Source organism: Pantoea sp. X-Soil-TKNS-1280 (assembly GCF_059730475.1).
Window position 1 is genome coordinate 389,386 of record NZ_AP035965.1, and the last position, 20,727, is coordinate 410,112.

The 20,727-nt window shown below is 52.0% G+C and carries 15 protein-coding genes; 3 read left to right on the forward strand and 12 right to left on the reverse strand.

Annotated features, from left to right (window positions below; all coding sequences use genetic code 11):
• Positions 1-182: 182 nt before the first annotated feature.
• The 3 genes from ppk2 to AC6I8X_RS27110 all read right to left on the reverse strand — a co-directional run bounded on the left by ppk2 (position 183) and on the right by AC6I8X_RS27110 (position 3,850).
• The gene (ppk2, locus tag AC6I8X_RS27100; protein ID WP_313686097.1) at positions 183-1,091 is read right to left on the reverse strand and encodes a polyphosphate kinase 2; all 909 of its coding nucleotides are present in this window, start codon (positions 1,089-1,091) and stop codon (positions 183-185) included.
• A 27-nt stretch (positions 1,092-1,118) separates the two neighbouring features.
• Entirely contained in the window at positions 1,119-2,738 is a 1,620-nt protein-coding gene (locus AC6I8X_RS27105) for an inorganic phosphate transporter (RefSeq protein ID WP_497841808.1), read from the reverse strand.
• Between the two features lie 338 nt (positions 2,739-3,076).
• Positions 3,077-3,850, reverse strand: a complete 774-nt coding sequence (locus AC6I8X_RS27110; protein ID WP_497841809.1) for an SDR family oxidoreductase — start codon at positions 3,848-3,850, stop codon at positions 3,077-3,079.
• Positions 3,851-3,974: 124 nt separating this feature from the next.
• On the opposite strand from AC6I8X_RS27110, the gene AC6I8X_RS27115 reads away from it, so the two are divergent.
• Positions 3,975-4,886 (forward strand): LysR family transcriptional regulator, encoded by a 912-nt coding sequence (locus tag AC6I8X_RS27115; RefSeq protein ID WP_497841810.1) that lies wholly within the window; start codon positions 3,975-3,977, stop codon positions 4,884-4,886.
• A gap of 21 nt (positions 4,887-4,907) precedes the next feature.
• On the opposite strand, the gene AC6I8X_RS27120 is transcribed toward AC6I8X_RS27115, so the two are convergent.
• Complete coding sequence (locus AC6I8X_RS27120; RefSeq protein ID WP_497841968.1) at positions 4,908-5,237, reverse strand: YciI family protein; 330 nt, start codon at positions 5,235-5,237, stop codon at positions 4,908-4,910.
• 102 nt (positions 5,238-5,339) lie between these two features.
• On the opposite strand from AC6I8X_RS27120, the gene AC6I8X_RS27125 reads away from it, so the two are divergent.
• The gene (locus AC6I8X_RS27125) at positions 5,340-6,233 is read left to right on the forward strand and encodes a LysR family transcriptional regulator (protein ID WP_497841811.1); all 894 of its coding nucleotides are present in this window, start codon (positions 5,340-5,342) and stop codon (positions 6,231-6,233) included.
• 75 nt (positions 6,234-6,308) lie between these two features.
• Here the strand turns inward: AC6I8X_RS27125 and AC6I8X_RS27130 are convergent, their stop codons facing one another.
• Positions 6,309-7,430, reverse strand: a complete 1,122-nt coding sequence (locus AC6I8X_RS27130) for a glycoside hydrolase family 19 protein (protein ID WP_497841812.1) — start codon at positions 7,428-7,430, stop codon at positions 6,309-6,311.
• A complete protein-coding gene (locus AC6I8X_RS27135; RefSeq protein WP_497841813.1) occupies positions 7,427-7,594 on the reverse strand; it encodes a hypothetical protein in 168 nt (55 codons plus the stop codon). Before AC6I8X_RS27135 ends, AC6I8X_RS27130 begins: the two co-directional genes overlap by 4 nt.
• A gap of 465 nt (positions 7,595-8,059) precedes the next feature.
• Between AC6I8X_RS27135 and AC6I8X_RS27140 the strand changes: the two genes are divergently transcribed.
• The gene (locus AC6I8X_RS27140) at positions 8,060-8,584 is read left to right on the forward strand and encodes a lipocalin family protein (protein WP_313687363.1); all 525 of its coding nucleotides are present in this window, start codon (positions 8,060-8,062) and stop codon (positions 8,582-8,584) included.
• 75 nt (positions 8,585-8,659) lie between these two features.
• Here the strand turns inward: AC6I8X_RS27140 and AC6I8X_RS27145 are convergent, their stop codons facing one another.
• The 6 genes from AC6I8X_RS27145 to AC6I8X_RS27170 form a co-directional block, all read right to left on the reverse strand.
• On the reverse strand, positions 8,660-10,009 hold the full coding sequence (locus AC6I8X_RS27145) for a c-type cytochrome (RefSeq protein ID WP_497841814.1): 1,350 nt from the start codon (positions 10,007-10,009) through the stop codon (positions 8,660-8,662).
• A gap of 11 nt (positions 10,010-10,020) precedes the next feature.
• Entirely contained in the window at positions 10,021-11,625 is a 1,605-nt protein-coding gene (locus AC6I8X_RS27150) for a GMC family oxidoreductase (RefSeq protein ID WP_497841815.1), read from the reverse strand.
• Between the two features lie 28 nt (positions 11,626-11,653).
• On the reverse strand, positions 11,654-12,163 hold the full coding sequence (locus AC6I8X_RS27155; protein ID WP_313687367.1) for a sugar dehydrogenase complex small subunit: 510 nt from the start codon (positions 12,161-12,163) through the stop codon (positions 11,654-11,656).
• A gap of 368 nt (positions 12,164-12,531) precedes the next feature.
• Positions 12,532-17,736, reverse strand: a complete 5,205-nt coding sequence (locus AC6I8X_RS27160; RefSeq protein WP_497841816.1) for a lysozyme family protein — start codon at positions 17,734-17,736, stop codon at positions 12,532-12,534.
• A gap of 254 nt (positions 17,737-17,990) precedes the next feature.
• Complete coding sequence (locus AC6I8X_RS27165; RefSeq protein ID WP_497841817.1) at positions 17,991-19,283, reverse strand: NtaA/DmoA family FMN-dependent monooxygenase; 1,293 nt, start codon at positions 19,281-19,283, stop codon at positions 17,991-17,993.
• A 72-nt stretch (positions 19,284-19,355) separates the two neighbouring features.
• Positions 19,356-20,726 (reverse strand): LLM class flavin-dependent oxidoreductase, encoded by a 1,371-nt coding sequence (locus AC6I8X_RS27170; RefSeq protein ID WP_497841818.1) that lies wholly within the window; start codon positions 20,724-20,726, stop codon positions 19,356-19,358.
• Position 20,727: the final 1 nt, after the last annotated feature.

The following is a 20,727-nucleotide window of genomic DNA, read 5'->3' on the forward strand; positions in this document are numbered from 1 at the left end:
ACCTCAATCATCTTGATTACTCTTGCGGTAAAAATCGAGTGGAATATTAAGTGGATGTCTGACTCAGTTATCCACAGTTAAGGTGCATATCCGGCTCAACACCCTGTGGATAACAAAGATAATGCCGCGCAGGATGCCAGCTGGCGGAGAGGTGATCATTTCCCGACCAGCTGGCTACGCATTTAATAACAGTCTGGTACCAGCATACTCTCCGGAACGGGGTGCCGGGCATAATCAGCATGATGAATGCGCGAGGGTAAGGTAATCGGAGTGCCTTCTTCAGCCTCATAAGGCACCTGCTGCAACAGATGGGAAATACAGTTGAGACGGGCTTTTTTCTTATCCACGCCCTGCACGATCCACCAGCGGGCTTCCTCAATGTTGGTCCGTTCCAGCATGATTTCTTTGGCTGCGGTGTAGTCCTCCCAGCGACGGCGGCTCTCCAGATCCATAGGACTTAGCTTCCACTGTTTTAATGGATCATGGATACGGCTCAGGAAACGCGTCTCCTGTTCTTCATCGGTGATGGAAATCCAGTACTTCACGATTTGAATACCGCTGCGGACCAGTAACCGTTCAAACTCCGGGGCGCTATGAAAAAACTCTTCGTACTCCTCGTCGCTACAAAATCCCATCACTTTTTCCACGCCAGCGCGGTTGTACCAGCTGCGGTCAAACAGCACGATCTCCCCCGCCGCAGGCAGATGTGACACATAACGCTGGAAATACCACTGCGAACGTTCACGCTCGCTGGGTGCAGGCAGCGCGGCCACCCGACAATAGCGGGGGTTCAGCCGCTGCATGATGCGCTTGATGACGCCCCCTTTACCGGCCGCATCGCGGCCTTCAAAAATCACCACCAGACGATGGCCCGTGCGGACCACCCAGTTTTGCAGTTTGACTAATTCACCCTGCAGATGCAGAAGTTCGCCAAAGTAACGGCGGCGCCAGGCCCTTTCATCCGGGTCAGGCCGTGCTGCCGGATCCAGATCCTCCAGTTCCAGCTCAAGCGCTTCATCGTAACTGTCAAAGAACTCCTGCAAAAAACGCGCATCAGATTTATTGTTGTAATCAATTTCATGTGCAGACATCGTCTTATATCCCTGTCGAAGCGAGCGTTACAGTGAAACCATCATCCAGTAGAGAGCAGCAGAGAGCAGTGCAGCAGCAGGCAGCGTTAACACCCAGGCCAGCACCATGTTGCGAATCGTCCCCAGCTGCAGGCCGCTTTTGTTAGCCGCCATGGTGCCTGCAATGCCTGAGGAGAGCACATGTGTGGTGGACACCGGTAAACCAAAGGCATCAGCCGCCCCGATGGTGCCCATTGCGACCAGTTGAGCACTGACGCCCTGCGCGTAGTTAAGGTGGCTTTTGCCAATTTTCTCTCCCAGGGTTGCGACAATGCGACGCCAACCCACCATGGTGCCCAGTCCGAGCGCCAGCGCCACGGCCACTTTGACCCAGGTCGGGATAAACTGCGTTGACGCATTCAGTGCTTTCTCCAGTGTCTGAAGAGTCTGGTGCGTGGTAGCCGGTAAGGTCAGCGTCTTATCGGTTGTCAGATGTTTGATGGTCTGCGCGGCAAGATACATATCATCGCGCACAGCAGGCATCTGTGCAGCAGGAATGGTTTGCAACGAACCATAGTGGCTCAGCGTGTCGCCAATTCGTCCCGTGGTCTGTGCCAGCGCGGCTAGCACCGTGGCATGGCTTTCACCCGTACGCAGATAGGTGGTCAGCACATCCGCTGCGGGCGCAGAGAGGACAACCGACGTTTGCTGTAACAGCTGAGTTTTGCTGCTGTCTGCCAGCGCAATAATATGCGGAACTTCAGACTGCGGCAGGGCACGGTTAAGGGAATAGGTCACCGGCAGCGCAGCGACCAGAATCAGCATCATCAGTCCCATCCCCTTCTGCCCGTCATTCGAACCATGGGCAAAAGAGACACCAGTACAGGTCAGCACCATCAGACCACGGATCCATAATGGCGGAGCGCCTTTCTCTTTCGCCGTCTGATACAGTTCTGGCTTTTTCACCAACCGCTTCATCAGCACCAGCAGCAGTGCCGCACAGACGAAGCCTACGATCGGCGAAAGGATAAGCGCGTTACCGATATTTAACGCCTGGCCCCAGTTCACTCCGCTCATTGCGCTACGTCCATGCATCACCGCATTGGCAATACCGACACCAATAATCGAGCCAATCAGCGTATGGGAAGAGGAGGCAGGCAACCCGAGCCACCACGTCGCCAGATTCCAGATGATGGCGGAGAACAGCAGCGCGTAAATCATGACAAAACTTTCACTGCTGCCCCCCTGAATAATTAATTCCACCGGCAAAAGAGAAATGATGCCAAAGGCGACCGCCCCGGTTGAGCACAGGACACCGAGAAAGTTAAAGATGCCAGACCATACCACTGCAACAGTGGGCGATAGCGAGCGGGTATAAATGACGGTGGCGACCGCATTGGCGGTATCGTGAAAGCCATTAACGAATTCAAAGCCCAGCGCGGCCAGCAGCGCAATACCTAAAAGAACGATGGGCAGATAGCTGCTAAATGTCAGCCCGGTTTGCTGAATCTCGCCAAGGAATTGTGTTCCGGTGAAAATAAGACCAGCAATGATTAAAGCGCCAAAAAGAAATAACGGTTTTTTACTGTTTCCCTGATTGACTTCTTCGGAGGTGGATAACGGAGTTGCGGTAACACTCAAAGCCTGAGGCGTAACGTAATCGCTCATTAGTGAAAATTTCCTATAGATCGCTAAAGCAGCAAAAGCACAACGATTTGTGTGACCACCATATAGAAAATTTATGAAAGTTTTATGACAGAACTGTCAAAAAAGCGTCATATGGAAAAGTGGGAAAGACGGGGAATTCATCATTAACCAATGAATAATCAATGAATTAAATTGAATGTGAAAAAATCTCAATTTCGTATTTGAGTTAGAGGATTGTCATAAACCTGTCACAAAACCCCGGATAATGATAACCAGTATTAACATTTACCATAGGTAATAATTATCTTTATAACGCCATCAATTCAGGGCCTCGTTAATTTAAGAGGCCCTTCTGGTGCTTATTTCGTCGTATATCCGCCGTTGACCAGGATGGTCTGCCCGGTCATCCACCAGCCATCACTAACCAGAAAACGTACCCATGGCACGATGTCTTCAATATCTGTCAGGCCGGTTTTGCTGAAGGGGGAAAGTGCAGCGGCAGTTTTGTGGTAAGCCACCGCCTCCGCGCCCTCTGCCGGATAAAAAAACGGCGTATCCATCGGGCCGGGGCCGATCGCAGTGACCGAGATACCACGTTCACCCAGTTCTTTCGAGGCAGCACGCGTAAAGTGCTCGACCGGTGCCTTCATCCCCGCATAAGCAGCATAGAACGGCGTGTAAGCTCCCAGCAGCGATGTCACCAGGGTACAGATTTTTCCTTTATCATTGATATGCTTACCGGCTTCCTTCAGAAAGAAGAACGCGGTCTTCGCGTTAACCGCACTCATATCATCAAACTCTTCTTCCGTGATGTCCGCCATCGGCTTCTTCAGCACTTTACCCACGGTGTTGATGGCAATGTCAGGCCGACCCACTGCAGCCACAACATCGGCGAACAGTTTCTCCATCGCAGCGGCTGAGGTCAAATCCGCCTGAAAGGCGCAGGCCACTGCCCCGGAGGCCTGAATGGCGTTCACCGTGTCTTCGACGTCCTGTTGCGTAGCGGCACTGTTATAGTGAATGGCAACAGCACGGGCCCCCTGCCGGGCAAAGTCACGGGCAATCAATCCCCCGAGATTTTTAGCCCCTCCGGCGATAAGGACAGTTTTTCCTTTGATGGCATGGTCACTCATGATTCAGCTCCTGATGCAGTGGTTTTCGGGCAAATCCCGTAATCAACAGCTTAATGTGAATGAAAAATAGATAAATACTGATAATCTGCATGCACTGTGCATAATTCACGAACAATCAGGGCCTATGGATACGGTTGATCTGTTTAAGATATTTCTGCGGGTGGCGGAAAACGGCAGCTTTATTCGGGCAGCGGAAACACTCAATCGCCCCGCATCCACCATCTCGGCGGCGATCCGGGAGCTGGAATCCCGGCTGGGTACGCGCCTGTTCCACCGCACCACACGCACCGTTTCACTGACGCATGACGGCAGTGCTTTCTACGCACGCTGTCAGGTGGTGGTTCAGGATGTAGAAGAAACGGAGAATCTTTTCAGGCAGACCAGCAAAGAGGTGTCCGGGAAGATCCGCGTCGATGTGCCCGGGCGGGTTGGCAGCCGCATTATTATTCCCGCCCTGAAGGATTTTTTTACTCGCCATCCGGGTATCCAGATCGAACTTGGCGTCACCGACAGAAGCGTAAATCTTGCTGAAGAAGGCATAGATTGTGCTGTTCGCGTCGGCAGGCTGAATGACTCCGGCATGGTATCGCGTTGCATAGGCTATCTGCGCATCATTAACGTCGCGTCTGAGGCATATATGGCGGGTTCTGGTGAGTTGACCTCACCGGGTGAACTCAACCGCTATGCAGCTGTAGGGTATGCCTCACCCACTACCGGTCGCCGGGAGCGCTGGGAATGGGTGCAGGAAGGAGAGATCCTCAATGCCGACGTTAACAGCCAGCTCACCGTGAACAGCGCTGAAGCCTATATTGCCGCCTGCGTTGCGGGTTTGGGTATCATTCAAATCCCTGAGTATGACGTCAGTGACCTGTTGGCCGCGGGGGCACTGCGCCAGGTTATGACCGATTTCCAACCGGGTCCGCTCCCTGTCAGCATTCTCTACCCTCATCGGCGACACCTTTCCCGCCCTTTACGCTTATTCACCGACTGGCTGACTCCGCTGTTACAGGAAAAGATGAGCCTGCTGCCTGCGTAGTAAGGTCTCTCCTCACCTTTTTCAGTCAACCAAATCCTGCAGTTCACTGACAGTGGTACGGCTGGAAAACCGATTCAACTCGCCAAACAGCGGATCCCACTCCTGAATATCCAGATGCGCGATAAGATCCTCACGCGCAAACGGGTCCGCATTGACCATCGCCTGAACCTCATCCAGCGTGTCTGCCTGGAAAACCAGAAAACCCGCCCGTAGCGGGGTGTTCTTCAGAGGTCCGGAAGCCAGCAGTTTCCCCTGATTGATCAATACCTTCAGGTAAACCACATGTTCACGAACAAAAGCATTCCACTCCGTGCCATCCGGATGGTCCATTCTGACCACAAAGATACCCATCATTAACTCCGATATGTTGGTTAGGAAAAAAACCAGCATAATGAGCACTGACAGTATTTAAAACAGACCAGTATTGCGTTCTGAAACAACCAGAGGTTGTTAATGCTTGATAAACTTACGGGTATGCGGACCTTTGTTGCTGCGGTGCAAACCGGATCTTTCGTCGCCGCCGCAGACAAACTCAGCATGTCGCCACAGATGGTGGCACGCCATATTGCCGCGCTGGAACAGCAGCTGGCGACTCGCCTGCTGAACCGGACGACACGCAGGCAAAGCCTGACGCCTGCGGGTTGCCAGTATTTCAGGCGATGCGAGGCTATCCTGAAGGCGATTGAAGACGCCGAGCATGAGGCCAGCGGTACCACCGACGTCCCTGCGGGCACGCTGCGACTCAACGCCCCGGTCACGTTCGGCCGCTATGCCTTAGTGAATTTTCTCAGCCAGTTTCTCCAGCGTTATCCGCAAATGAGCATTGAACTTACGTTGTCCGACGAAGTTATCAATCCGGCAGCGGAGAGTTTTGATATGGTTATCCGTATCGGAGATCTGGATAAAAACCTTCGCTTTGCTGCAAAACCGTTACCCGCCTGGCGGCTGATTGCCTGTGCCGCGCCTCAATACCTGGCAAAACATGGCTGGCCACAGCATCCCTCCGATCTGCGCCATCACGAGTGTCTGGGCTTTTCCCCGTGGCCTGCGGGACTCACTCATCAATGGCCATTCCTCAGCTCGGAGGGACTTACTGGCGTGACAATCAACTCCCGCCTGACCATTAACAACTGGGGCGCCATTCTGGAAGCGGCAATCCAGGGAACGGGCGTGCTGATTGGCTACGAAAGGGGGCTTGAGCAACCGATTAAACAGGGGCAGCTCGTCACACTTTTGGCCGACTATAAAATTCCCGAACGGGCGATGCATCTGCTGTATGACCCTTCCCGCGCCAGCGAAACCCGCTATCAGGTTTTCATTGATGAGTTATGCGCGTTTTTTAATTAGCTTCTGGTGTCCAGAAATACAGGTGGGGGGAAAGTTCTTATATTTTAAAAAGCATCATCCCTGATGCAGATAGACTCATGAGAGCGCCTTCAACATGGCTTTTGAGTAAGCAATACGGTCTTCGAGATTGATCTTTGCCGTTCCGTTCACCCGCTCCGTCAGGGTCACGAGATTCCAGCTGTCGGCGAGCGGAAGGCATTTGCGACTTTTCAGGTACCAGCAGCCAGAAACGGCGGCACCCTCAGGACTTTTACACCATTCGGCAGCCTCTTCGACGGGCATGTTTAGGTAATTTGCAAAATCCTGATATTCCGTTTTCCCCGTCAGTTGGATAAGCCCGCGGCCTCGGTAACGATAACCATCTCCGGAGGCTTCATCACCATTACCTAATCGGTTGGCGTAGACCCTATTTGCCAATTTAATCGGTTGACGCAAAAACTGTTCAGCTTCCTGCTCATCTTTAAAGTGGCGACCAAAAATCTTCATCAGCCGGTTTAATGTGGTGTAGTAAAGATGTTCTTCCAGTTCAGAAAAAGTGGGCCCCGCTTCAACCAGAAACTGGCCTAGTGCGGCAGCTACACGCTGACTGGAATTTAATTCAAATTTCTCAAATGCGTGAGTTAAAACCGGAACCCAGATATCGGTATTCAGATGTGGACTCGTTTGTTTTAGCGCTTTCTCCAGGATCGTTTGTGGCGTTGTCGCCCCCCCTGTTTTTACACCACTATCCACAACAGGAGGGATGGCTATTGGTTGTTCCATCATATTTACTGATGAGCGTGCGTCCTGGTTTCCATTATTTTGGCTATCTGATTTCCCACTGATCTCACCTGGACTACTGGACGTTCCAATATAAGGTGAGATCGCTGTTTTGATTCGGGAATTAAAACTTCCTTCAATAAAATCAACGCCTGCATAACCGGCGGCAACAACAGCCATCAGCAATTCCGAGTCGAATGTCGTTGAAAACCTATCCAGACCAATGGTTATCCCGGAAAGTCCCCCAGCAATAAAACCAATCATCAGTGTGACCATTAAATAACTTGCACTAAAGTTTTGTGTGTCGTCTTTGTTTTCAATCTGCAAATACCCCGCTTTACGCAACCCAACAACGGCGCGAATACCTTGCCCTGTCATTCCTGCTATACCACAGAGTAATAATGCCGGTAAGGCGGAAGCTAATGTAATAGTTGTCATTGCTGCACCTCGACGTTAGCAGCACTCAGCCAGATAACGCCATTATTTTTATCGGTTGCAATGACAATAATATAGGGATCAAGTCGATTGCCAATATCAAACGACTTCCGAACCCGTAACGTTGTCATAAAAACTGCAATTTTATCTTCTTCAGGAATAAACATGGTTTACCTCGGTAGTCTGACCCAGATGAAATGACAATTGAATAGAATATTTTCTCTTCTGTTAAAATTTTCATAGCATAAGGAAGAAGTACACAGCAGTTGCACCTCCATATCATCGTTGGATGGTTTTATGAAAAGATCAAGGCCAGAAAGAGAATATATAGAGAGTCAGAAATAAGATTCACCACCAAAAACAAAGCAACCATAAAATAAACTAAATAATTAGCAAAATAATAAATTGACTGCCTCGGGGAGATTCATTTTTAGCGCAATAACTTCCTGCGAATGGAAGTACTCAGATAACGTTGGGCTACCACAGTGACGATAAGATAACACGTTAAAACTATGATGAATTGACCGGTCCGGCCAGACATAAAGCACCTATGCAACCACAAACCTCAGTAATTCAGTGCCGGTTGTTTGCACTACACTGTAATCCCAACCGCGCTAATGAAAGGAGTTCTCATGAAGCTATGGCATGTTGTGACCGGTGTTACTATCGCGCTGAGCCTGGTTGCCTGCAAATCGCCCACACCGCCGAAAGGGGTAACGCCCGTCACCGGTTTTGACGCCGGTCGTTATCTGGGTAAATGGTACGAGATAGCCCGTCTCGAAAACCGCTTCGAACGTGGGCTTGAACGCGTCACCGCCACCTATGGTAAGCGCAGCGATGACGGAATCAGCGTACTCAACCGGGGTTACAATCCACAGACGCAAAAATGGCAGGAAAGTGAGGGCAAAGCTTACTTTATCGGTGATCCGGCCACCGCCGCCCTCAAAGTTTCATTCTTTGGACCGTTTTATGGCGGTTATAACGTGATCAGGCTGGATGAGAATTACCAGTACGCGCTGGTGAGTGGCCCCAACCGTGATTATCTGTGGATCCTCTCCAGAACCCCCACCATCCCGGATGCAGTGAAACAGGATTACGTTGACACCGCACGCAAGCTCGGCTTCCGGGTTGATCAATTGTTGTGGGTGAAGCAGTAAAATCCTTATTCATCAAAATGTTGAATCTATCCTGTCTGGCGAACCACACCAGACAGGACAGTCAACGCGCGACGACTATTTGCGTTGTTTTCTGCGCATCAGCAGCAGCAAGGCCAGCAACACAATCACGCCACCAGCAATCATGCCGCCTTTAGCCACGGCCAGCAGCGATGACGGTTTGCCACCCGCACGCAGTTCCTTCACCCGCTCCTCTGTCGTCTGTACCTTAGCGTCGCCAAAGTTCTGGAACAGGTAGTTCACCAGAGTCGCAACCTGCTTGTCATCCATCTGACGAGAGAAGGCAGGCATTGCCTGGCCCTTGTCCGGCACCAGACCATCCAGCACCGCCATCACGGCGTTATCCGCCACCGGACGGCGGAACACCGCGTTGCCATAAAGCGCTGGCAAACCGTTACGCCCTTCCCCTGACAGCTGGTGACAGGTGGCACAATGGTTGTTGTACAGCGTGGCCCCTTCTGATGCATTACCTGACATCAGATCGAATTCACTCATCGGTTTTGCCGGAGGAAGCTGCGCTTTATCAGAGGTAGGATTGATTTGCTGGGCCGGAACATCGCGCAGATAGGTCGCGATAGCGCTGAGATCCGCCGATGACAAATGACTGAAGCTCTTGTTAATCGCCTCCAGCATCGGACCACCCGCCTGCGAACCTTCACCGGAGTTACCGGTTGAGAGATAAGAAATCAGCGCTTTGTCAGACCAGCCACCAATCCCCGCATGCACATCAGAGGTGATATTCGGTGCAAACCATGTCCCCAGTGAGGCACCCGCCAGCGACTTATCTGACTGCTCAGCCATCAGCACATTACGTGGGGTGTGGCAGGTTGAACAGTGAGCCAGCCCTTCTACCAGATAAGCCCCTCGGTTCCATTCAGCAGATTTACTGCTATCTGGCGTGAACGGTTTACTGTCGGCAAACAGCAGATTCCAGCCCGCCATCGACAGACGGATATTGAACGGGAATGGCAGGTCAGTCTGCGGTCCTTTGTCATCAACCGGCTGCACGCCATGCATAAAGTACGCGTACAGCGCCTTCATATCCTCGTCGGTAATCTTTGCATACGAGGTATACGGCATGGCCGGATAGAGATTAGCCCCGTCCTTACGTACACCGTGTCGCACCGCCTTTTCAAAATCACTCAGGCTGTAATCGCCAATACCGGCGGTTTTAGAAGGAGTGATGTTGGTGCTGTAAATGCTGCCCAGCGGAGTCTGTAATGACAATCCACCAGCGAAAGGTTTACCCGCAGGCGCGGTATGGCAGGCGCCACAGTCTCCGGCAGTCGCCAGGTACTGGCCTTTGGCGATTAACGCCGTTGAGGAATCATCGTCGGCATGAGCCGATGCGCTGAGTGACAGTGCCAGAGCCAGTCCGGTCAGGCTTAAAGAAAGCGATTTTTTCATGGTGGCTCTCCTTAAATTTTGCCCAGAATGGCGTCGGCGGTACGTAAGCCAAGCGCGCATGCTGTCAGGGTGGAGTTGGCGGTCGCGACCGTCGGCATCACGCCGGTTGATACGATGTACAAATTGTCGTATTCCCAGGCTTTACCGTGGTGGTCGGTCACTGAAGTTTTTTCATCAAAGCCCATCGCCAGCGTACCGGTAATATGCTGGTTATTGCTGTAAACGCCCGGTGTGGAGTAACGCACATCAGTGGCACCCAGCATCCTGGCAATATCGGCATACACCGCCAGAGAGTGCTGCATCCCTTTCTCAACATAACTATCAAATGAGTAGGAGAACGACGGCGTCGGCAGACCCAGCGCATCCTTTTTCGAGGTGCTCAGCATGGTGCGGTTATTCGGATCGGGCAGCTGTTCAAGAACGTTTTTAATACTCAACTCGTGAGAAGCACGGAAACGGATAGCATCATCCAGCGCCTGCCCGGTAAGGCCCTCTTTGATCGCGCCAGCAGTGACACCAGCAACCCGTGATGAGTTGGAAATATCGATACGGAACGCGGCAGATTCAGAACGGAAAGCACCGTCACGCAACTGCTGAATAGAAGACGGGCTCATCGGGCCACGACCCGGCCACAGTGGCTCATCGACATAAAAGGTTGCCGAATTGGAAGGGTGATCCATCAGATTGCGTCCCACCTGGTCATAGTTATTGCACAGACCATGCGGGTTTTTCGCATCGGCGGAGAGGAACAGAATTTTGGATGATTCGATCGCGTTGGCGGCCAGCACCACGATTTCGGCTTCCACCCGATGCGATTGCTTATTCCAGTCGTAATAATGTACGGCGGTTATTTTGCCATGACTGTTCTGCTCCAGCTTATACACCACCGCCTGGGGAAGCAGCTGAACGCCAGCTTTTTCTGCGGCATCGGCAGCGATACCGCCGTGATACTGAGCATCAATCGGGCAGATAGGCATGCAGTTGTTATTGCCGCAGCACTGAGGACGTCCATCATAAGGCAGCGAATTGCGTCCGGTGGTGTTGGTCAGCACTTCATACTTTGGTGCCAGACGTTCCGTGACCCGTTGTTCCAGATAGGATTTTTTCACCCCAGGCATCGGAAAGGGCTGTTTGCGCGGCGAATACTTTGCCATTTCGTCCGGACCGGACACGCCCCACAGCAGCTCGGCCTCATAATAATAAGGTTCCAGGTCGTCATAGCTGATCGGCCAGTCACGCCCTACCCCATACTGGGTCTTCAACCGGAAATCGGCGGGAACCAGACGCCATGCCTGCGCAGCCCAATGCCAGCTGGTACCACCCACCACGCGCAGGTATTCAGGTTTATAGGCCTGCGGGCCGGTTTGATCGAGATAGCCGTTATCTTCCGGTTTATAATCCGGGAATGGCGCGATTTTTGAATTGGGATAAGGGGCAATAAAATCGTCTTTACGTGCCGAGTGGCGAAAGTTGCTGACGATGGTATCGCGTTGAATACGGGGACCCGCTTCCAGCATTAACACCTTGCGTCCGGCCAGCGCCAGCTTACGGGCGGTTAATGCACCCACCACACCGGAACCGATGACAACAACATCAGTAGTAATAGTTTCAGACATGTCAGTGACTTATTCTCAGTTGAGGGATTTAACCGATGGTTAACGGTGGTTTTGCAGCCCAGCTGCCATACGCGCCATAGGCGTAGGTCGGTGGCCTGAGTACGTCGGCAACAACCTGATTCGCGAAGGCTTCGACATAAGCCACGCAGATGGCCTGATCGCCTTTGCCGACGATGCCCAGATACCAGCCCGTCAGAATGTCTGCGGGAAGATGCGCGACATCGGCCATGGAAGAGTCCGCCGCCAGCTTGCTGCTGATCTCGCTGGCATTCAGAGACTGCTGTTCAATCCACTGCTGAAGTTTGCTGACTTTACTGCTGAAGTTACTGTCGATTCTGGAGAAGGCGGAGAGGAGAACCCGAGTAAAGTTTTCCGGGAGTTGCGCTTTTCCAGTCAGAAGCGTGGAGATTTTGGTGAAATCATCATCCGGGGAAGCGCTTGCATAAGAGGGAAACACTGGGATAACCGCAGCCGCAGCCAGTATCCCCATGCCTTGCAACATACGCCTGCGCGAGACACGACCTGATTGCTCAAACATAAATTTCCTGCCAATTATGATTTGTTGTTATGACTCAATAGTCACCGAGGCCGGGTAATACCTGGCATCTGGGCTAAAGATCTTTTAATACCTCAATCATTATAGGGTGATAAAATTTAACATGGATCACAAAAACGTAGGAAAATGATAACGATTAGCGCTAATTGTTATCATTAGTTTATGAATGGTAACGGAATGTGTTTGTGAAACACCGTTGGCAGATTGTCGGGATCGGCAGCAAATTGAATTTCTGAAGCGAAGCCAGCAACATCTGATAACCCAGCCGGATCTCCAGCCGGGCGATAGGACCATGTGCCTCGTGATACGTTTACTGTCCCGATGGTCTTGTTCCACCAGGTTGTTAAGATTTAGTGGGTACGGATATAATCCGCAATGTCTGGTGGTACTGGGTTGCTGTAATGTACTCCCCCACCCCACTTAACAACATATTGAAAGAAAGTGAGATTTAATCTGTCTTTCATCTCACCGTAAGATCCGATCCCACCCTTGGGTAATTTTGCTATTTTATCTTCAACAGAATCAACCGTTGGCGATATAACTGTGGACTCAGTGTTTGAGAAAAGCTTATCCAGTTTATCATAAACAACTTTCGCACTATTCCCTGTTAATCTGCCAAACAACATCTTCCCACCCGGAGTTAATGAATTCCAAAATTCCGCGGCACTTTTCCACCCTTGCCTTCCATTATTTATTAAAACTGAAGACGTATTTTTAAAAAATAATGCCAGTATCTCAGCTTTGCTTTGTGGGTTTTTTATAAATTCCTGGGCCGCATTGGTTGCAAAATCACTCAACTTATCCATGCTTGCTTTTGAAAGCGCTCCAGCACCAATATTCACCACCCAACTAATTAATGCATCCCGAACATACCTACCTTGCTTTTGAGGGTCATCTTCAATTGAGGCCTTGATTAAGGAAGATACGCTATTTAATAAACTAATACCATAATTAACGGCTGGAGTTATTTTCATAGCTGGTCCCCACACAGGATATGCAGAAAGAAACAGCTGTAATGAATTGGCTCCATAGGTTACATTGGATTCAAAGCTACTCCAGGTGGCGAAATCAAAATCGCTCTTCTTGTTACCAACAAGGGTTGGCGTAAGAATTTCGTCTACTTTCCCCCTCACACCAGATTTAATTGCGAATTCCTTATCAAATGGAGGGGACTCATTGGGTATTATTTGATAATTACCAACATTTCTCAGAGAGATGTTTTCTTTTTTTGAAAGACCTTCGTTAATTGCCGCCCTTAATTCTTGAGATATATTTTCCTCTCTCATTAGTTTAGAGTAACTCACAGGTTCAAACCCTGGACTTGTGCTAAATATATAGCCCTTGTGGAAGAAAAGATTTGGCACCACTTTGCCACAAAAAACTACTTGTGTAACATCATTAAGATCGGCCTCAGTAACCATTCCTACAGGGCTGTTGTTTTGGTGGGTAATATTATAAAGCTCAATGCTCGCCTTTGCATTTTGTTTTACATGATCACGAATTTCATTCGTATGACTATCCAGGGCGGTCTCATATCGGTTTTCCATATAACTCACTAAAAAACCATCATTTAATTGATGTTTCAAACTATCAGGGTAGTCCGATGGCCATGTAAATTTAAATCCTGTGCCAGCAACTTTCCTCAATAGAGTATTGTTTTCCTCAATAAACTTCCGCGCTGCCCCATTAGCAATGTCAGCGGGAGTAAAACCTTCCTCAATCTTTTTCTTTAAAACCTGTGACTTAAACAAGCCAACAAGATCCCAGGAATTATCAACTTCCACCTTTATTCGATCGTTTTTAATTCGACTGCCTGGATTTGATATTCCATTTGAGGAATATGCTTCCTCCAGTACATCGTTAGTGAATTCTGATAACGGTTGTTTTACGTCAATCTGGACGTTCCTATCCAGAGAATTTTCAAGCGCTCGATTTCGCATCATTCTGGTGAGGCGCGTTTCTCGAGGTATCTCATCCAGATTATCATTACTGGTATCAGGTGGTGAGGATATCCTGGCCGTTTTTCTGGAACTGAACAGAGAATTGCCTCCAAAAGCAAAGTGCAGCCCATCAGTATTATTTTCATCGTTCGCATCAAGGTTAATGTTAACCTTCCCTGCCATGCTGTGGTCACCTGTCCGCAATCCCATCAGGGTCGCCGTAATGTTGCGGGTCTCCCTCTCTCCTTTCCCCCACAGATGGGTCACCTCGTGGCGCAGCAAGTCTTTACCAGCAGCGCCTTGCCGAATAAAGATACGGCTGTCGCCCTCCCTGACGCAGGCATTAAATTCAGGCTGCCCAGGCTTACTCTTCCCGAGAATAACCAGCTGGTTGGCGTTCTCACCGCCTGTCTGGTAAGAGCGCAGCCTCTCAGACTGGGCATCACATGCCGCTATCAGGTCCTTCGGTGTCAGTCCTCTTTCTTTTATAAAATCACGCTCTGCTTTTGTCAGGGTGCCGTTTAACCTGGCTTTTTCCTGTTCAAGATCTTTCAGTGCATCGTCGAGGGCGCGGTCAATCATCGCAACTTCGTCTTTCCGCATGCCCTCAGGACCTGCCCGCCCACGTCTGGCAATATCAGCCATCTCTCCGACGGCCTGTTCCACATGGTCTCCCTGCCCCCGGTAAGGGAACACCTGATTGCGCAGTGACGCCTTCTCCATGGTATCAGTGATAAATTCTGCAGCCGCCCCGACACCTTCTCTTACCCCGGCAGCAGCCAGCGTGGTTCCAGAACTGATGAGGTTATTCGCCACGAAATGATTACCCGCCTGCTCCATCGTATGAGCGAAGCCGTTCTTGCGGATGTCACTCAGCATCGCCAGTCCGTTTTTGGTATCCCTGAGGACCTGCGGCATTGCTGCATCGACGGTCAATGCCGCAACAAATTTCCAGGTGTCCTTTCTGATGTTGGAAAGAGTTCCGGAAGGCAGGGCACCGCCGGGCATGACCGAATTTCTCGCAAAATCAAAACGTTCATTCCCTGCCTGAAGAATTAAACCTGCTGACACAGCGCCACGGATACGCCCCCATGCACTGCCCGCGACGCCTCCCGGCAGAAAGATGTTGACACTCTGTGAAATCAGTTTGCGCAATGTCAGACTAACGAGCGAACTCCCCAGCTTGGCTGCGCCCCTGTCTGTCATCAGATTTGCCCACTTCAGACCCGGCTCTGCCAGAACTTCCCTGTACGTGCGGGGAAGTTTTAACGTGCCGTCACATTTTTGCCCGTAATATTCTTTAATCAGTGCAGCAAATGCCTTCCTGTCATATCCGGGTGTGTCAATATCTCCGGCAAGCTTCTCCGCCAGCTCCTCTGGCAGGGCGAGTTTTTCCGCCGGACTTAACCCCTTTATTTCATCCGCCCGCTCTGCCAGCACCAGTGCAAGATATAGCGCCACTCTCTGCTGTGGGCCGTAAACCTCAGGCTCCCGGTGTGTGACCTCCCGAAGTGCTGCGACCGCTGTCCGCATCACCCCCTCAGCCTGTAGCAGAATCTTTGAGGCTGGCAGCCCCACTTCGGTTTTTGTTAACCGGTCCTGCGAATACGCCAGGGCCTCTGCGCTTCCTGCCGCCTCACGGGCTTCATTCACGGCCTTTTTAAATCCGTCGTGACACTTTTGAATGTCGAAAAGAAATCGTCTGAGAGTATCCACCTTTTTTCGCTGCAGACTTATGTCTTCAGGTCGTGCAGGGAGTTTGTGGCGGTCATCTTTTTCCATCACGCTCAGCTGTTCTTTCGCCAGGGCGAATTCATGCTGACTGGTCGTATGCAGCGCGTGCAGTGTTTTTTTGGTTTCCTGCCAGCGGTGTTCAACGAACGAAAAGGCTTCTTTCAGCTCAGTCCGGGCTAATGAAATGGCTTCAACACTTTTTGTGCGCATGTCGCTCACATTGCTCAGGGAATCAGTGCCCTTTCTATGCCCCAGCGTCTTGGCCACTTTATCGGCAGCTTTAGCATTCCCTGCCAGTGCCTTGCCCTTAAGCTCGAACCAGTGCAGTGATGTAAGCAACGGGTCACTTTTTACCTCAAGCAGATCAGTCAGTTTTTTTCTCTCTGCTCCGGGCGAACCCATCTTTTTAGTAACACCTTTCACGGCATGTGCTGCTTTGGCACCCGAACCACGAAGCGTCACCGCCATCTCTTTCAGCTGTGTCAGTGTATCTGTCGCGATATCAACAGACTGCACGTTCCGGGTATTCTCGCGTACCAGGCTAAACGCCAGTCCGGTTTCCCTGAGCGGCTGTTTAAGCTCCTGCGACTTGATACTTTTATGTTCATGAATGAGTTTCTCCACAGCCTGATTAAACACGTCACGCTGCGTTTTCGGCTCATCAGTAGTGATGCCGGAACCCATAAGTGTTCTGTACATAGCAATGGCAGCAGTAGCGGCCTCTTTAAGCTCCTTCGCGCCGGCTATGGTTGGCGTTTTCCCTGATGCCAGCGCCTTCAGGTGCGGCGCCAGCAATTCGCAAAATGCCTGCAACCTGCTGACAGCATCCCTGACCTTCCCTTTCGGTAAGGTATCGACAGCCTGTGACAGCGTTTGCGTCGCCTCCCGGATATAAATCCGCTCCCGGTAAACACCTTTTTCAAGATTTTGCTGATGTGCTTTCAGGTTACTCAGGACATCGGTCACCGGGTCTTTTTTGCTGCCGGGGATGGATACTTTCAGGAGTGCAGCTTTTACCCTGCCGGATTTATCGGGATAAGTGCTTTCAAGAGATTCATTTCTTCTTTTCTTCACGACCTTAAGCGCATCTTTTATTTTACGCTGGGCGTTGCTCAGTTTCTCCATCAGTCCAGGAACATCACTCCCCGTGGCTGCTGCCCTGACGCTCTTCAGTATGTCAACCGCGCCTTCCAGTGCCGCAGACAGGTCTTTCAGCGCTTCACAGGCGTCAAGGCGTACCTGTTTTTCTTCCGCTGACAGACGTTCTGCGGTTTCAGGCTTGTTAACAGCCTCCATACTGTCCTTCATCACCTTAACGGCCGCCGCCAGCACACTGCGATCTTCCGGGTTGGCCAGCTTTGTTTTCTGTGCGTCATCCAGACTTTCCACTGCCGCTTTCAGTTCCGATCCCAAATCATCAAGGTGCTCCCGGTTTCGTCCCCCCTCCCGGATGAATTCATTCGCAGTGGCAACGATGCGTTCACGGGTCTCCTCATCCAGCAGCAGACGGAGGGTCTGAACATCAACAGCCGCTTCTTCTTTCGCTTCCGCTATGGCTGGCTGCATTCCTGTGAGTTTATCCGTTCTGGCCTGGCTTTCTGCCACAGATGCTGCCACATCCTGCAGGAACACTTCTGTGGAGTTGAGAAGGTCTTCGGCCATTTTCGTGAATCCGGCTTCTTCAGGGATGTCCTTACATTCTTCGGCGGGAAATTCCTCCCACAATGCCTGCCAGTTTTTGCAGGCAAAGGGGGCGTCCAGCTCACCGTTCTTTGCTATGTATCCCCTATCCGAGAGGCTCTGCCTGAGAGGGGGAAAAGATTTCTGGTAATCATTCAGTAACCGGAGAGCTTCTTCATCAGCTTCAGGCATTTGTTTCATTACATTGCATCCCAGAGAGACTACAAACGCACAGCCCATGTCCTGATGGGTGGCTGTGCTGTCATTCCTGACGCTAGCTGCCGGAGCGATGGAATTTACACTTGGGTGCAGTTTGGGGGCGTGCTGAAACGTTATTGTGGCGGGCATTAGGGTATTTCCTGGTCAATTCTGGTTTAATTGACCGGGACTTTATCCTGTCACGACAGAAGGCTCTTTTGGGTTACGCTGATTTTTTATGTTTTTTTGCATTGCCGTTATCGGAGCGGTGCCAGTTCAAGACTGCTGCGGAAGTCACTGCCCTGATATTCCGAATCCAGTAATCTGCGTCGCCGTAATTCAGGCAGCAAACCGTTTAACAGCAAATCCTGTTGATCCGGCTGCCCCAGCCCGTGTAATGAGATCACGTCCAACACCCCGGCCTGATAACGTTGTTCAATAGCATCCGCCAGCGTCTCCGGCGTTCCGGCAACAAACCAGTGGCCGGTTTCTTCGGCTTTGATGATCAGCTCGCGCAGGGTCAATCCCTCCAGCGCGTATTGGCGGAAAATGGCCGCACGCCCCTGGCGACGATGGACCTGCGCCACTTCCGGGATCAGTGCCGCGGGTAACGGGCGATCCAGCGGTAATTCCCGAAGATCCACCTCACCGCCCAGCATATCTGCTACCCGCAGGCGACCCTGTTCCTCGTTGATGCGTTCATGCTTCTCTCGCAGGCGGCGTGCCACATCCGCCTCGCTGTCGCCAATGATGGCGTGGAATGAGTTCATGATCAGCGGTGGATTGTGTTCCCGACCAAAGCGCCGCGCACGCTGCTGCACATCCGCCACAAACGCCTGGGCGGCGTCAAAGGTCGGCTGAGAGGTATAAATCACCTCGGCATAACGTGCGCCCAGTGTTACCCCGGCGTCGGATTGTCCCGCCTGAAACTGCACCGGACGGCGCTGCGGTGAAGGCGGTACGTTAAGCGGCCCGGCGACCTGAAAATAGTCGCCACGATAGTCAATCGGATGCAGTCTGGCAGGATCGATATGTATCCCGCCGCTGGCGCGACGTTGCACAGCCTCGCGTTCGTTCGCGTCATACAACGCATTCATCACCTCGATAAATTCGGTGGCACGCGCATAGCGTTCCTGCGGCGGCGGCAGAGGGCTGTCGCCAAAGTTCTCTTCGCCCACCGATGACGTCACCGCATTCCAGCCAGCACGGCCGCCACTGACATGGTCAAGCGTACCCACCTGGCGCGCCAGGTGATAAGGATGCAGCCAGCTGGTGCTGACCGTGGCAATCAAACCAATCTGCGAAGTTGCCTGACTCAACGCCGCCAGCGCAATCAGCGGGTCCTGACTGCCGGTGGAGCCTGCCAACCCGGCCGGATCGGCCTGTAACAGATCGGCGGTGAACAAACCGGTGATCTTTTCACGTTCCGCAATCTTCGCCAGTTCAATGGCGCGTGCAATGCCGATTCCGGGCTGGCTGTCATTCACCGCCGAGATCACGCTAGTGGCACCCACCAGCGTCTTCAGTTTTCTACGATAAGGTTGCGACACGGTATTCTCCTTGAGGACGGGCAAAATCAGCTTGTACTTTTTGTAAGGCATCGACCTGCTCACCCGCCGCCGTTAACCACTCGCCCTCCGGTTTCCGTCAGTACCTGCGACAGGCTGATGACGACGGCGTTGTGCAAACTGGTTTTCCGGCTCCGCCAGTCCGAGGTTTTCGCGCAGTGTCTCGCCGGCATATTCGCGGCGATAAATCCCGCGCTGTTGCAGCAACGGGATCACCTGTTCGGCAAAATCCTCAAACGCGGTCGGGGTGCCGCCGCGAACGATAAAACCATCGGCTGCGCCCGCGAGGAACCACTGGGCTAAGCCGTCTGCCACCTGCTGCGCCGTACCGAGGAAGCCTGGTCGTGGCGTCGCTTCTTCCAGCGCAACCTGGCGCAAGGTCAGCCCACGTTCGCGGGCATTGCGTTTAATGGTATCGGTGGTGCTGCGGAAGCTGTTTTCGCCCAGGTCACCGATTTCCGGGAAAGGCGCATCCAGCGGATATTGGCTGAAATCATGATGTTCGAAATAGCGGCCAAGATATTCCAGCGCTTTATCGATGCTCACCAGTTCTGCGGTCTGCTGATAACGGCGCTCCGCTTCTTCTTCGGTGTCTCCGATAATGACGCTGATACCCTGGAAAACGCGAATGTCATCGGCATTCCGCCCCTGCGCCACCAGACGGCTGCGCACATCTTCGCGAAACTCACGTGCCTGCTCAAGGGTCTCCTGGCGGGTATAAATGGCGTCGGCTGCTTCAGCGGCAAAAGCCTTACCCGCTTCCGAAGCGCCCGCCTGAAACACAATCGGCCTCCCCTGCGGTGAGCGCCCCACATTGAGCGGTCCCTGCACCGAGAAGTATTGGCCTTGATGATTGAGGGTATGCAGTTTGTCTGCATCGAAAAACTGGCCGCTGGCTTTATCACGCACAAAGGCACCTTCTTCCCACGAATCCCACAGCCCCTTCACCACCCGTAAATACTCGCTGGCAACGCGATAGCGTTCGTCATGCTCAGGATGGGTAGCGCGCGAGAAGTTCTTAGCCGATCCTTCCAGCGGTGAGGTCACCACGTTCCAGCCAACACGTCCGCCGCTCAGATGGTCAAGGCTGGCAAACTGGCGGGCTACGGTAAAGGGTTCGCTGTAAGAGGTGGAGAGTGTCGCCACCAGACCAATGTTTTTCGTCACCAGCGACAGCGCCGACAACAGGGTGATGGGTTCGAAGCGATTGAGAAAGTGCGGGATCGACTGCGGGGTGATGTACAGGCCATCGGCGACGAACAGGAAATCAATTTTCGCCTGTTCCGCTTTCCGGGCCAGGTCCAGCACGTAGTCCACGTTGATACTGGCATCGGCCACCGCATCCGGGTGACGCCATGCCGACATGTTGCCGGAAGCTCCCTGAATAATGGCACCCAGCCGTAGCTGGCGTTGTGTCTGACTCATG

Bases quoted from the DNA above. Each gene is read 5' to 3' on its own strand.
- AC6I8X_RS27125 (WP_497841811.1), top strand. From the start codon at position 5,340: ATGCTTGATAAACTTACGGGTATGCGGACCTTTGTTGCTGCGGTGCAA.
- AC6I8X_RS27160 (WP_497841816.1), bottom strand. From the start codon at position 17,736: ATGAAACAAATGCCTGAAGCTGATGAAGAAGCTCTCCGGTTACTGAAT.
- AC6I8X_RS27130 (WP_497841812.1), bottom strand. From the start codon at position 7,430: ATGACAACTATTACATTAGCTTCCGCCTTACCGGCATTATTACTCTGT.
- AC6I8X_RS27110 (WP_497841809.1), bottom strand. From the start codon at position 3,850: ATGAGTGACCATGCCATCAAAGGAAAAACTGTCCTTATCGCCGGAGGG.
- AC6I8X_RS27155 (WP_313687367.1), bottom strand. From the start codon at position 12,163: ATGTTTGAGCAATCAGGTCGTGTCTCGCGCAGGCGTATGTTGCAAGGC.
- AC6I8X_RS27120 (WP_497841968.1), bottom strand. From the start codon at position 5,237: ATGGGTATCTTTGTGGTCAGAATGGACCATCCGGATGGCACGGAGTGG.
- AC6I8X_RS27145 (WP_497841814.1), bottom strand. From the start codon at position 10,009: ATGAAAAAATCGCTTTCTTTAAGCCTGACCGGACTGGCTCTGGCACTG.
- AC6I8X_RS27150 (WP_497841815.1), bottom strand. From the start codon at position 11,625: ATGTCTGAAACTATTACTACTGATGTTGTTGTCATCGGTTCCGGTGTG.
- AC6I8X_RS27135 (WP_497841813.1), bottom strand. From the start codon at position 7,594: ATGTTTATTCCTGAAGAAGATAAAATTGCAGTTTTTATGACAACGTTA.
- AC6I8X_RS27115 (WP_497841810.1), top strand. From the start codon at position 3,975: ATGGATACGGTTGATCTGTTTAAGATATTTCTGCGGGTGGCGGAAAAC.
- AC6I8X_RS27140 (WP_313687363.1), top strand. From the start codon at position 8,060: ATGAAGCTATGGCATGTTGTGACCGGTGTTACTATCGCGCTGAGCCTG.
- AC6I8X_RS27105 (WP_497841808.1), bottom strand. From the start codon at position 2,738: ATGAGCGATTACGTTACGCCTCAGGCTTTGAGTGTTACCGCAACTCCG.
- AC6I8X_RS27170 (WP_497841818.1), bottom strand. From the start codon at position 20,726: ATGAGTCAGACACAACGCCAGCTACGGCTGGGTGCCATTATTCAGGGA.
- ppk2 (WP_313686097.1), bottom strand. From the start codon at position 1,091: ATGTCTGCACATGAAATTGATTACAACAATAAATCTGATGCGCGTTTT.